Annotated in this window: 9 protein-coding genes; 7 read left to right on the top strand and 2 right to left on the bottom strand. The window is 47.1% G+C overall.

From position 1 onward, the window contains the following. The first annotated feature begins 6 nt into the window (after positions 1-6). Complete coding sequence (locus tag EOPP23_RS09385) at positions 7-1,071, top strand: patatin-like phospholipase family protein (protein ID WP_153765685.1); 1,065 nt, start codon at positions 7-9, stop codon at positions 1,069-1,071. Here the strand turns inward: EOPP23_RS09385 and EOPP23_RS09380 are convergent. Both EOPP23_RS09380 and EOPP23_RS09375 read right to left on the bottom strand, forming a co-directional pair. Then, entirely contained in the window at positions 1,055-4,345 is a 3,291-nt protein-coding gene (locus tag EOPP23_RS09380) for an FAD-dependent monooxygenase (protein ID WP_153765684.1), read from the bottom strand. The two genes, EOPP23_RS09385 and EOPP23_RS09380, sit on opposite strands and share 17 nt — an antisense overlap. Positions 4,346-4,481: 136 nt before the next feature. Then, complete coding sequence (locus EOPP23_RS09375; RefSeq protein ID WP_370514735.1) at positions 4,482-5,126, bottom strand: arylesterase; 645 nt, start codon at positions 5,124-5,126, stop codon at positions 4,482-4,484. Between EOPP23_RS09375 and EOPP23_RS09370 the strand changes: the two genes are divergently transcribed. From EOPP23_RS09370 to EOPP23_RS09345, 6 genes are all read left to right on the top strand, one after another. Then, complete coding sequence (locus EOPP23_RS09370) at positions 5,113-5,829, top strand: ABC transporter ATP-binding protein (RefSeq protein ID WP_153765682.1); 717 nt, start codon at positions 5,113-5,115, stop codon at positions 5,827-5,829. The two genes, EOPP23_RS09375 and EOPP23_RS09370, sit on opposite strands and share 14 nt — an antisense overlap. Further along, positions 5,826-8,318 carry an ABC transporter permease gene (locus EOPP23_RS09365; protein ID WP_153765681.1) on the top strand — a complete coding sequence of 831 codons (2,493 nt, stop codon included), beginning with the start codon at positions 5,826-5,828 and terminating at the stop codon, positions 8,316-8,318. Before EOPP23_RS09370 ends, EOPP23_RS09365 begins: the two co-directional genes overlap by 4 nt. Positions 8,319-8,567: 249 nt before the next feature. Then, the gene (locus EOPP23_RS09360) at positions 8,568-8,912 is read left to right on the top strand and encodes a hypothetical protein (RefSeq protein ID WP_153765680.1); all 345 of its coding nucleotides are present in this window, start codon (positions 8,568-8,570) and stop codon (positions 8,910-8,912) included. Positions 8,913-9,203: 291 nt separating this feature from the next. Beyond that, the gene (locus EOPP23_RS09355; RefSeq protein WP_153765679.1) at positions 9,204-10,562 is read left to right on the top strand and encodes a hypothetical protein; all 1,359 of its coding nucleotides are present in this window, start codon (positions 9,204-9,206) and stop codon (positions 10,560-10,562) included. Between the two features lie 388 nt (positions 10,563-10,950). Next, positions 10,951-12,228, top strand: coding sequence for a dicarboxylate/amino acid:cation symporter (locus EOPP23_RS09350; RefSeq protein WP_153765678.1), 1,278 nt, complete (start codon positions 10,951-10,953; stop codon positions 12,226-12,228). Between the two features lie 104 nt (positions 12,229-12,332). Continuing rightward, the gene (locus tag EOPP23_RS09345; protein ID WP_153765677.1) at positions 12,333-12,812 is read left to right on the top strand and encodes a CreA family protein; all 480 of its coding nucleotides are present in this window, start codon (positions 12,333-12,335) and stop codon (positions 12,810-12,812) included. Positions 12,813-12,888 lie beyond the last annotated feature (76 nt).

The following is a 12,888-nucleotide window of genomic DNA, read 5'->3' as shown; positions in this document are numbered from 1 at the left end:
TTTTTAATGACTGATGTGCTGGAAATAAGGGCCGGAGAATATGCCCTGCAACAAATTCGAGACAACGGCCTGAAAGCTGATGATATCAACGTCATGCTGGGCGCATCTGGCGGCCCTAAATGGTTTGTCCTCAGTGGTCTGGACAAGGTTCTGATCAGTGAATTCTTCAAAGGCAGAGAAAAACCTTTGCACCTGCTAGGCACTTCCGCTGGCAGCTGGCGATTCAGTACTTATGCGATGAAGGACCCACTTGAAGCCCACAGACGATTTGAGCAGGGTTATCTGCTGACCAGTTATTCGGAACAGCCGGATGCAGCAGAGATCAGCATGAAAAGCCGCATTCTGGTCAGAGAGATGTTGGGCGATACTGGTGTCAGGGATATCATTGAGAACCCTGTTTTCAAGTTCAACTCTATTGCTGTCAGAAGTCATGGTTTAGGAACCAGTGAGAAAAAATGGCCATTGATGGCTGGTATGGGATTGGCGGCTACAGCCAATCTGTTCAGTCGAAAAACATTGAGCAACTTCTTTACCCGTACCCTGTTTCATCATCCGGACTCTTCAGCGCCTTTTTTGGACATGAACGATTTGCCAACTGAGACAGTGCCTTTCTCTGAACAGAATGTCAGTGATGCGATTCTGTCATCAGGCTCTATCCCCATGGTGATGGAAGGTATTCGGGATATCGCCGGTGCTCCAAAAGGTATGTATCGGGATGGTGGTGTAACGGACTATCACTTTGACCTGAATTTTGACCTTGGTGATGGGCTTGTGCTTTATCCACACTTCTACAACCGTATGATCCCCGGCTGGTTTGATAAGGCTTTGAAATGGCGTAAGCCTGCTGTGGATAAGTGTAAGAATCTGATACTGGTATCGCCATCAGAGGAGTTTGTCAGCAAGCTGCCTTTTGGAAAAATTCCGGACCGTAATGATTTTGTTAAGTTGTCGTACGATGACCGGGTTGAGTACTGGCAAACCGTGATTGCCGAGAGTGACCGTCTTGGTTCTGTATTTATGGAGTGGGTGGATTCAGGTCGAATCTCAAAGAAGGTTAAGCCTTTGTTCTGAGCAGTTTTAACTCGGCTTCCTTAAACGAGTTGAATGTACCTGCCAGTTGATTTCGATGACCATCAATTCTCCAGACTTCGAGATTTCCTTTTTCCTGAAGGTGCAGCATGTACTGCCGAGGTGGTGTTTCAGAAGTAGACAACTGGTAACTGGTGTTTGAAGGTAAATTTCCGGTAGCTTTCAGAGTGTAATTTTTCTTCCAGCCAGGCTGAGTAGAATCCTTACTCACCTGGTCAAGTTGCCTGCGTTGCTGCATTCTCAAGCCCTGGCGAACTTTCAGGGGTTGTAATGGTGTGAGGTAAGCTTTGCCTTTATCCAGAACATACTTTTTGCTGTTATCAAAGCGCTCCTGCATGGCTTCAAGGTGCGCTGACTGTTTTTCAGGAGTCTGTTGAAAGTTTTTGAGGTACTCAACCAGAATATTCTGGCTTTCCCTGCCTCCGGTTAGACCACTGGCACTCATGAAGTGTGGAGAAGTGGCTGCATCGCCGATAGGGACAACCAGCAAACTTCCATCCTTAGGGTTACTTTTGGTTCCAGGAATAACCTGAAACGATTGAGCAAGAGCTGACTGGGCAACAGGGAACGTAGCAGTAAATTTCGAGCTCATCTTATCCATGGTGGTTCCTGTCTGAGCAGTAATACCTTTTACGTCCGCTACAGCCTGAAACCATGATTGTTTTGCTGCGGCCACCACTTCTTTTCTTTCACCGTCCGACAGTCCCTCTGTTTGCGCTGCTTGATCCAGGCTCTCCAGCCATCTTTTGGTCCCGTGAGGGATTTCCATTCCCACATAGATCATTCCACGGTTTTCAAAGGTTCTGAGCTGAACAACTTTGTCTTTGGTTTCGAGCATCATCTTGCTCAGAGGAGAGTTATTTCCCAGGGAAGTATATTTTATCGCCAGCTTTTCAGCTTTCTCTGAAAGACCACCACTGTAATCAGTTCGTTGTTGAAGATTAGTAATCAGGTTTGCTCGGAAATCACCATCGAATTGCAGGACCCCCTGAATGGCAGGAAACGTCTTCATACCGTCATTATTTATATTGTTCCAGGAGGCAACCCCGTACTCGGCTTCATCTGTCACCGGCGCATGAGTGAAAAACATGTCTCTGGTTGGACTGTTCTTGCCGCCTGCACAAACCAGGAGGTCGGCCTCAACAATCTCTGTACCTTTCGCAGAGCCCGGTCCGCTCTTCTGACTGTCGTATCGGTTTTCATAGACAGCCTTGATACGGTAAGGGCCGCCATCTTTTACAGGTGGGAGAACATCATCAATAGAGTGGGCCGCAAGACGTTTCAGACGGGGGCTGTCAGCCCTGCTTTTTTCTTCCTTGCTGACCAGTTCAGAAAATCTTCTGTGTAAAACCTTTTCCAGCTCATGGGTGACAATGGAGCCGGAACCGTCGGTAGACTTGGTACCCATCCCGGTCTTCGGGTCAAACAGGTCATCAAATTTGGAGCCCAATACAAAACGAAGATCATTCATCCACTGTGAATCAAGCCTGAGTATCTGCGAGCGGTTATAGTCTGTTCCTCTCTTTTCAAAAACCGTGACGTCTGCACCCTCCATATAGAGTTTCAGCGCAGCCATCAGGCCATTGGGGCCGGCACCCTCAACGACGGCTCTGGGGTGAGCTTTTGCTTGCAGGTTTTGCTGTTGCATCCAGCTGAGTTGTTCAAGATCCAGTGCAGGTGATGTGAGTGCTGCCAGTTGTTCAAGCTTCCTGATTTTGGTGCTGAATTCAGAAGAGGTACATAAAGGGTTTTGTAATACATCCTGTCCCCATTTTCTGCCAACTCCGGCATTAAGATCCAGCCAGAGCTTTTTCGCCTGAATGACTTTCTTTGCTGCGTCCTGAGCCTGAATCCTTGCTTCTGGTGGTAAAGCATCAGGTTTCTCAAGCGCTTTCAGCTGGTTTTGTAAAACTGGTAGATCGAGTTTTTTCAGGTAAGGCTCAAGGGCTTTTATATCAGTTCTTTGCTCAAAGAGTTTTGTGGCGCTCTTCAACTCGTAGAGCTGGCTTTTCAGTAACGTATTAGCTTCTTTACTACCGAAGAAGGGTAATAGTTCAATTTCGTTATCTTTTACCTGGTCAGGCCTGTCACCGGTAACTGAGTATTCCCGACTAAGATTACCTTTGATAGTTTCCAGAGCCGCACTGGCTACCCGGAATTCTGGAGAAGGAGAGTTGCTCATAGCTTCGGAAATTATGTTTTTTGCTCTGCCTCTTGGGAAAGTATCTGTCAGATCCTGCACCGCTCGAACGGACGCAAAATTGATGGTTCGGTCGTACAAACCCTGCTGTCGGGTATCCCGAAACTGTTTTTGTATCTCGCTCTCCAGAGAGTTGGCATTGTAATCCGGAATACCTGACAGCAGTGTTAAGAAACAATACTTTTCCAGGAAACCCCAGGTATCTGCTATGCCGATGTTTGGCATCTTCTCTCTTAGAGCCAGTTCCTCCGCTTTTAACTGATATTTAGCCTGAAGTAATTGCAGACGCAGAGCTGGTGGTTCTTTTTTCAAACGGCTGATTTCGCTCCCGGAAAGCTCCATTCCTTTCACAGTCAGGCTTTCCATTTCGGAAGAAGCTTTTCCGGGTGAAGCTTTCTCAACAACCCTGCTCAATAGATAGCTGACGGTGCCTGCGCCCTGAGTCTTTTGCAAACTCTCGAGTTCTTCAACGAGAGCTTTAGTGATGGCCTCTTGATAGCTTTCAGAGGATTGACCGCCGAAAACCTTCTGCACTTTACCTATCACCTTTTCCAAATTCATAGCCTGCAAAGACAGTGGATCCAGCAGCTCGGCTTTCTGGCAAAGCTTAAGAAATCGGCTTGCATCGGCCTTAGAAATACCTGCAGGTTCTTGATTTTTGAGACTGGAAGCAAGCTGACGAAGTTCTGCTGTATCTGATAAATGCTTAAACTCACGCTGGTGGGACAGAGAGCTGATAGCCGTTGCAGAGCTGAGAAATGGAATGGTTTTACTGCCCAGGTCCCTGATTACCCGTTCTTGTAGCCTTTTGGGAGCATCAGTATTGTGAAGGGCTTGCTTTATTTCCTGGGTAAGTTGGGACTTTGCCTGCTTGTGTCCAAACTTATTGGCCAGCCAGCGAAAAGGAGACCAGTGTTTGGCAACTTTAACTTCAACTTCACCCGTATCACGGCGCATACGATAGGTGACCTGTGCGCCTTTTCGGTGGGCATGTTCCAGCTCATCCAGATTTTTTTCAAACTGGGTAGTCGATACCGATGGCTTCAATGGATCCATGCCTTCTTCCTTGCGTCCCTGCAATCAGAATATATGGGCATGGTATCGGCAAAATACAGAGTGGTTGGAGAGTCGTTGTCAGAGAAGTCTTATACCAGCTTTGCTTTTTAAACAGGTTTATAAAACGAAACGGGCATTACGTGTTTTTAAGAATTTTCTGGATATCAGGCCAGACATTATCCAGCAGCTTTGGCTGAGCTTTCTCAACCGGATGGATACCATCAGGCTGATTCAATTCAGGATGACCAGCGACGCCATCAAGAAAGAAAGGCACTACAGGAATGTTGTAGTTTTTGCCGAGGTCATGAAAAGTTTGTGTAAAACGTTTGGTGTAGATCGGTCCATAATTGGGTGGAATTCTCATCTCAAAAAGTGCCATTGGAGTGTCTTTTGACTGCACGGTTTCAATGATTTTCCCGAGATTATTTTTCAGGATTTTAAGAGAAGTGCCCCGCAGGCCGTCATTTGCACCCAGTTCCACCAGAACAAGGTCTGGTGTGTGTTGTTCCAGAGTGACCTTTAGACGACTCAGTCCACCGGAAGTGGTTTCACCACTGACACTGGCATTGACCACTTTCCAGCCCGGGTTGGTTTGCTTCATTTTTTCCTGTAATAAAGTAACCCATCCCTTTTTTATATCGATGCCATAGGCAGCACTCAGGCTGTCGCCGTAAACCAGTAAGGTTTTCTGCTGTGCAGCAGATGCATACGGGGCTGAGACCAGAAATACACAACTTAAAACTAAGGCTGAAAACAAGTAACGACTTATGACTAAAGGCACAGATTCCTCCATTGCCGTTTCGGCTGACTCCCTTGAAAAAACAGTATCAGCCCGAGATGGTTCGCTGACCATCTTGTCGGGACTTTCGCTCCAAATCAAGTCAGGCGAATCTGTTGCTATCATCGGGACTTCCGGTTCCGGTAAATCAACACTGCTGGGAATTCTCGCTGGCCTTGATCTACCAACTGCTGGTGAAGTTCACCTCTCTGGCAAACGTATAGATCACCTGGATGAAGATGGCCGAGCCAGAGTGCGAGCAGATCACACAGGTTTCGTATTTCAGTCTTTTCATCTTCTGCCAAACCTGACTGCACTTGAGAATGTCATGCTTTCTCTGGAGCTGGCTGGTGTGTCTGATGCCAGAGATCGTTCCACCAGACTGCTTGAACGTGTGGGGCTGTCGGAGCGTCTGACTCATTATCCAAAGCAGCTTTCTGGTGGTGAGCAGCAACGTGTTGCCATTGCTCGAGCATTTGCCGGACAACCGGATATTCTCTTTGCTGATGAACCTACCGGAAACCTGGACGAGAAAACCGGCGACAAGATTGTCGACCTGCTGTTCGAAGTGAACCGTGAACAGAGTACGACACTGGTTCTGGTGACCCACGACCCTGCTCTGGCAAAGCGTTGTGACCGAGCCTTGCGACTGGTCAGTGGCAAGCTGGTGGAAGAAGTAAAAGACGTTGCCGAGGTAAGCCAATGATCGGAAACCTGAAACAGTCATGGCGCTTTATGCTCAGGGACTGGCGATCCGGTGAACTCTGGTTATTGGTGTTGTCGTTGCTGTTGGCAGTGAGTGTCAGCACAGCTATCGCAATTTTCAGTGAGAGATTGCAGTTGGCGCTTGGTCGTCAGGTGGCAGAAGTGATGGGCGCTGACATGGTGATCAGCAGTCCCCGAAAGTTGAATGAACAGGTTCAACAAGCCATCAGTAATCAGACGGTTGAAACCGCCACCATTCTTGAGTTTCCGTCGGTGGTGATAGCTGGCGATGAGATGCAGCTTATTTCTGCCAAAGCGGTCACTGATAACTATCCGTTACGTGGCCATATTCGTGTATCGGAGCAACCTTTTACCGAAGATAAAGTTACCAGGGAGACACCCTTACCGGGTGAGGTCTGGCTGGAGCCACGACTCTTTCCACTGCTGAATGTCAAAATTGGTGACACGCTTCAGCTGGGTGAAGCTGAGTTTAAAATCAGCAAGGTCATTACTCTGGAAACCGATCGTGGCAGCAGCTTTTACAGCCTTTCTCCACGACTGATGTTCAGTATTCAGGATCTGGATAAAACCAACATCATTCAACCTGGCAGCAGAGTCAGCTGGAAGAAGCTGATTGCTGGTGAACAAAGCAACTTGCAACAGTTTCAGAATCAGATAAAGCCGATGCTGGTGGCCAGTGAAAAGCTGAGCATGGCCGAAGCGAATCGTGAAGACCTGCGTAATTCTGTCAGCCTGCTGAAGCAATTCCTTGGCCTTGGCAGTATGGCTGCCATGTTGTTGGCAGGTATAGCTGTTGCCATGTCCAGCCGTCGCTTTGCTGAACGACGCTTTGATGGTATTGCCGTGATGCGTTGCATGGGCGCCCAGCAGAATCAGGTGGTGCAGATTTTTGTTAGTGAGCTGATGCTGGTGGCCGTGCTGGTTGCGCTTCCTGGTGTGGCTATAGGCTGGCTATTACAGTCTGGTGTCGTAAAACTGCTGACCGGTGTTCTGCCTGCATGGTTACCGGAAGCAGGCTTTATGCCGCTGCTGGTGGGTGGTTTGACGGGTATTATTACTCTGGCTGGTTTTGGTCTTGCGCCACTCCTGAGGCTAAAAGAGGTCACACCACTGCGTGTACTCCGCCGGGAACTGATGCCTGCCGCTGCCGGAACCTGGCTGGTTTATGGTTTCTCCTTTGCGGCTATGCTGCTGTTGCTCTGGTATCACACCGGACAGCTGATGATGACAGTAGGTCTGACCTTGGGAATGGTTGCTGCATTACTATTGGTTTCTTCAGGTGTACGCTTCCTGCTGGGCAGAATTCAAAAACGTATTACGAATAAGCCGGTTTCCCTGACATGGCGGCTAGGTTTGAATCGTTTGCTGCAGGAACAGGGGCAGACTTCCGCTCAGCTTACTGCCTTCACTCTGACGTTTATGGCCATGGCACTGGTGCTTCTGGTTCGTACCGATTTGCTGGATCGCTGGCAGCAACAGTTGCCGGAAGAAACCCCTAACTACTTCGCCATCAATATTCAGCCCCATGAAGTGGATAACTTCAGAAGTTTCCTTGAAGGCAATGACATTGATGCGACCGGACTGTTCCCAATGGTCCGTGGCCGTCTGGTTGAGATCAATGGTATTCCTGCCAAGGATGCTGTGGATAAAGAAGACAGAAAGCACAACTCTCTCAACCGTGAACTGAATATGACCTGGTCGGATAAGCTGCCGGCAGAAGGCATTATTCAGGAAGGTGAATGGTGGCAACCGGGAGAAGATAATGAAGTCTCTATTGAAGACTCACTGGTCGAGCATCTTGGTTTGAAGCTGGGCGATGAACTGGGCTTCAATATTGCCGGTACAAAAGTAACGGCCAAAGTAACCAGTATTCGTGATGTACAGTGGGAATCTTTCCAGCCTAACTTCTATATGGTGTTGTCCAAAGCAACACTGGAATCATTGCCTTCAACCTGGTTGAACAGTTTCTATCTGGACAGTGATAACCAGATGGTGCTGAACGATCTGGTCAGACAGTTTCCAACAGTGAGTTTGCTCGATCTGGATGCAGTGATCAGTCAGGTTCAGAAGATGCTGGCGCAATCCATTCTGGCGGTTGAAGCTATGTTGTTTGCCCTGCTGGTTGCTGGCCTGCTTGTTTTGGCTGCTGCTATTGAAGCAACACTGGACAGCCGTCTGCGCGAAGGTGCCTTGATTCGTTCGCTGGGTGGAACCCGTAAACAGTTGATGGTGATGCAGGTGGGTGAGTTTGTGTTGATAGGCGCGCTGTCAGGATTGATTGCCGCCATTGTCACCGAGTTCTGCAGCTGGTGGCTGAACATTCAGGTGTTCGAACTACCTTGGCAGCCGGTGATCTGGTTGTGGATTGCTTTGCCCGTATTCAGTTCGCTGTTGATTGGTTTTGCCGGATGGTTGGGTGTTCGTCGTGTATTAAAAGAATCTCCTGGTAATGTCCTGAAAGAGGTTTGATCAAAAAATGACCAATCCGAAAAAGGCTGTAAATATGCAGCCTTTTTCACTTATCCACAATTCATTCAACAGGTTGATCAGTGATAATGTGAATAAGTGAATAACTTTTTCCACAGGGTGAATTTCTTTATCTTCTGCCGACTCATGTTAGAGTGGAAATTGAAGCAGTAAAAACCTGCGAGCTGACCGCAGTAGTGTTCAGAAATGATGTAGGCACAGGTGGCTCTCTACGGAATGAGGAGACACTGAATGACTCATCAGGAAGAAGCTTATCTCTCCCTGCTCTGCCTTAGAGACAGTACTCAACGCATCGCTAATCTCTACTGGACCTATATTGAGTTGCGAGCATTGACCGGTCAGGCACCTCCTATCCTATTGATAATGCTCAGTAAACTCTGTGAAAAGCAGCAAGGGCTGCAGGACAAGCTGGTCAACAGTTTTCCTGAAGATATGGCTGCAGAGAAATGGCACGACCAGAATGAGCAAGTCAGTAATCTGTCCCATCTGAGTGAAGAAACCCAGCAGGATCTTCAGAAAATTTGCGCAACAGAAATGCAGATGATGCTATTGGTTTCCGCCATGATGCAGCGGTAAACCCTTCTATCCACAGGTTGGGTAATGTGTATTAACCTGTGGATATCTTGTTGGATAACTGTGATTTAGATGTGGTTATTACGGTATAAATCCAGACCACTGGAAAAAGTTATTCAATATCGCAATGTAATCGAATGTTTACCTTTTCTTTGCCGCTGTGCTAGTTTCCCAAAACGATAAAAATAATAAAGCGGTCGTCTAATGCTCTCCAGATTCCTTGCCATACCGTTTTTGGCATTACTTACTTTATATTCGTCAAATCATATAAAAGCTGATGCTGATAAAGAGGCCGTGGCCAGGCTTGATAAATCCTGGTCAGGATTTATGGCAGGCCTTGAGCAGGCAAAAGAAAGTCTGGTGAACCCAAAGTACTTCCCTCCTGAATCTACTGACCGCAATTTGGCTGAAGGTTATCGATACATGCTCGGTCATATCAGCCGCATGATTGAACTGGAAATGCGCCAGGATCCTGAATTTCCCGAGTTTCATCGTGCTGTGGATATGTTGCGAAAGTGGACAGCTGAAAACCCTGACACCATGTATATCTCTGCCGCTCTCGATGCTGATGCCTATTATCGAGTGACTGGCCAGGCTGCAAACACTCTCGAGTGGAAAACCTCCGAACGAGGTGTTGTCGGACCCAAAGCACCAAGGCTGGTTACCTTTCAAACCACAACAGACTATCCCGGCAGAACCGGTGACCTGAAAGAGATGGCTCTGTGCAACAGCCAGACTTTGGATTTCGCAAACTCCTTCTCTCTGCAACTGGATAAAGATAATCGTTTTGAAATATTGATTGGTCCGGAGCGCCCGAAAGACTATCAGGGCAATTTTATTCTGAGTCAGAAAGAGATGCTCTGCCCTGCTACAGGAAAAACAGAGCTAAGAAAAGCGACCGGTCTGACCGTAAGAAAAATTTTCTCTGACTGGGAAAATGAAAAGACGCTGGAACTGGATATTGTGAGGCTGGATAAGGAAGGCCACAGCAGGCCACCTATCACATCAGAATTTGTCAGCCAGAAACTGGATAAGATAGCCAAAGAACTGCCTAATCAGATTCGCTTCTGGAATTATCTTCAGGAATACGCCATGGAGTTAAGAGCGGACGTGAACGGTGATGGTGTACGACCGATGCCTGTTAATGACATTAATCAGCCTGCACTACCTTTTACTGCAGGAGGAGCGGCAGGGGCAAAACAGTATTACGCAGCAGGCAAGTTTGAACTGAAAGAAGACGAAGCGCTGGTAATAAAAGTCACAGCGCCGGTTGAACCACACTATGTTGGCTTTCAGCTTGGAACTCTCTGGTTTGAGGGGCCAGATCAACAGAATTACGTCAGTAGTCTTTCTGGTCATCAGCTGCCAGTCAGCAGTGATGGTTCGAGATACTATATTGTTGCTGCAAAAGATCCAGGGTATCAGGGGTGGGTATCGACAACCGGTTTACTGGAAGGCACTCATTCCATGCGTTTTGTTTTCCGTAATGACACGGAAAAGAAGCAATTACCTGAAACCAGCGCATTTCTGGTTAACCTCGAAGATATTGAGACATTCCTTCCTTCGGATACACCGAAAATAACGACGAAACAAAGAGCAGAGGAAATTGCTGTTCGTCAAAAACACATAAAATATCGCTGGCGTGGCTATTAAATAGCTTTCAGAGTCTATTATACGACCAATTACAGTGAATATTCTGGCTTTTTTGCGAGCAGTATAAAAAAGCATCACAAGAATATTCTCTAATATTGGGCTATTTGCCCAAAAAATAATCTGGCATGTTATGTGAACTACAGTGCTTATTAGTTATTTGTACTTATAACTATTGCCTGAAATAAGGTTGGCAAATAATAACATTTCGCGACATCAACCATCGTTTGTAGGAATTATTACCGAATACTGTGTTCCAATAGGTGAATGCTCCTGAAAACGAGTGTTTTATAAAGGCTTGTTTCTATATAACCGTTCCATTAAATTCGCTACCGATAATTACAAGAAAGCCATATGCAGTAATTAACCTGGCTTGGAGTACTTGAGTTTTATGAATAACAACTTAGCAACACGCATTATGACAGCCCTGGCTGTCGGCCTTATTCTCGGTGGCTCTATTCAGATTTTTGCCAGCCCTGAAGGATTTTTCCAGTCTTACCTTGTAGATGGTTTGTTCCATGCCGGTGGCAGCATTTTTGTCGGCATGATCAAGTTGCTGGTCGTTCCACTGATCTTTATCTCTATTGTTAACGCGGTTTGTAGTCTTGAAGATATTGGCCAGTTTGGTCGATTTGGTTTTAAAACTTTTGGCCTTTATCTGGTTAACACCGTTATCGCCATCTCTGCTGCGATTGGCTTGGCCATGATCGTTCAGCCAGGTGTTGGCGCTAACCTGGGCCTAGTGGATGAAACACTGACCCTGAGCCGTACAAACCTGCCTAACCTGTTAGATATGGTGATCGGCGTTGTGCCAACCAATCCGTTCCAGGCATTTGCTGAAGGCAATATCCTGCAGATTCTGTTCATGGCCATCATCACTGGTGTTGCCGTTAAGAAGCTGGAAAATCACGAAACTCACAGCGTAAGTAATGCTTTTGCTCTGGCTAACAGCGTAATGATGAAGTTGATCACTATGGTAATGAGCCTGGCTCCTTACGGTGTATTCTTCCTGACTGCCAAGCTGGGTGCTACGCTCGACGGTAACAGCATTATCAGTGTACTGACGTACGTTGCGACAGCTCTGGCGGTAATGGCTGTGTGGGTATTTGTGTTCTACCCTCTGGTAATTGGTGCTACCACCAGTGTTTCTCCTAAAGAGTTCCTGCGCGCTACTCGTGAACAGATGCTGTTCTCCATCTCTACAGCGAGCTCTAACGCGACTATCCCTGTAACCTTCCGTACCTTGACTGAAAAACTGGGTGTGTCAGAGAAAGTAGCGGGCTTCTCCGTTCCTCTGGGCGCCACCATGAACATGTCAGGTGCTGCTATCTATATGGTTGTAGCGACTATCTTTGTTGCCAATGCCTACGGCATCGACCTGAACGGTACAGCTCTGTTCACTCTTGGCTTCACTGCTTTCCTGCTGGCTATTGCTACTGGCGGTATTCCTGGCGGCGCGGTTGTGACTACTGGTGTTCTGCTTCACACTTTGGGTCTGCCAATTGAAGCTCTGGGCATCATCGTTGCTACTGACCGTATTCTGGATGCGGCTTGCACAGTAACAAACGTAGTCGGTGATACAGCGGTAAGTACAATCGTCGCCAAGACTGAAGGTCAGATTGGTGAAGGCACTGAAACTAAAGTGTCTGGTGAAGTTCAGTACAGCTGATTAAGAAAACGCAAAAAGCTCTTAAAAATCCCTGCACTTAACGGTGCGGGGATTTTTTTATGCCTTAAAATAGCCTGCAACTACTTTATTCAACAGGCATTGGAATGCATAAGACCTTACTCTCCGTTATTGGCTTATCTTTATTGTTAACTGGTTGCAGTAACGACGAGGTTGGCGACGTCTCTCTGGGTATGTTCACCACCAAAGACATAAAATTGAACGTTCTGTCCGACCCAAAAGTGCCGGGCGTAACCTGTCATGTTGCCAGCGTTGAAGCCAACCTGAGTCTCTCGGACCCTTCTGATTCATCTATCTCCTGCCGTCAAACCGGTGAGATTACTCAGCAAATGCTGACTGATATTGATCGTTCAGAATCGGGTGAAGTGGTTTTTAAAAAATCCAAAAGCATCTTTTTCAAGACCATGAAAATTCGTCGTATATTCGATGCGAAAAACCAGACTCTGCTTTACCTGTCGTATTCCACCAAGGAAACATCAGGCAGTTATAAGCACAGTTTGTCGACCGTTCCACTATGGGGAACAAAAGCATATGTGAAGAGTGGTGGGAGTGAGACTGCAGAGTAGCTGACATAATGCAGGCAATTGCTCCTGCATTGCCTGCATACAGTTTATCTATGGACATAAAGCCCCGAGTAAGGTT

This window comes from Endozoicomonas sp. OPT23 (assembly GCF_009653635.1).
GTDB lineage: Bacteria > Pseudomonadota > Gammaproteobacteria > Pseudomonadales > Endozoicomonadaceae > Endozoicomonas_A.
The sequence above is the reverse complement of the archived record's forward strand: the minus strand, read 5'-3'. Positions and strand labels throughout refer to the sequence as shown.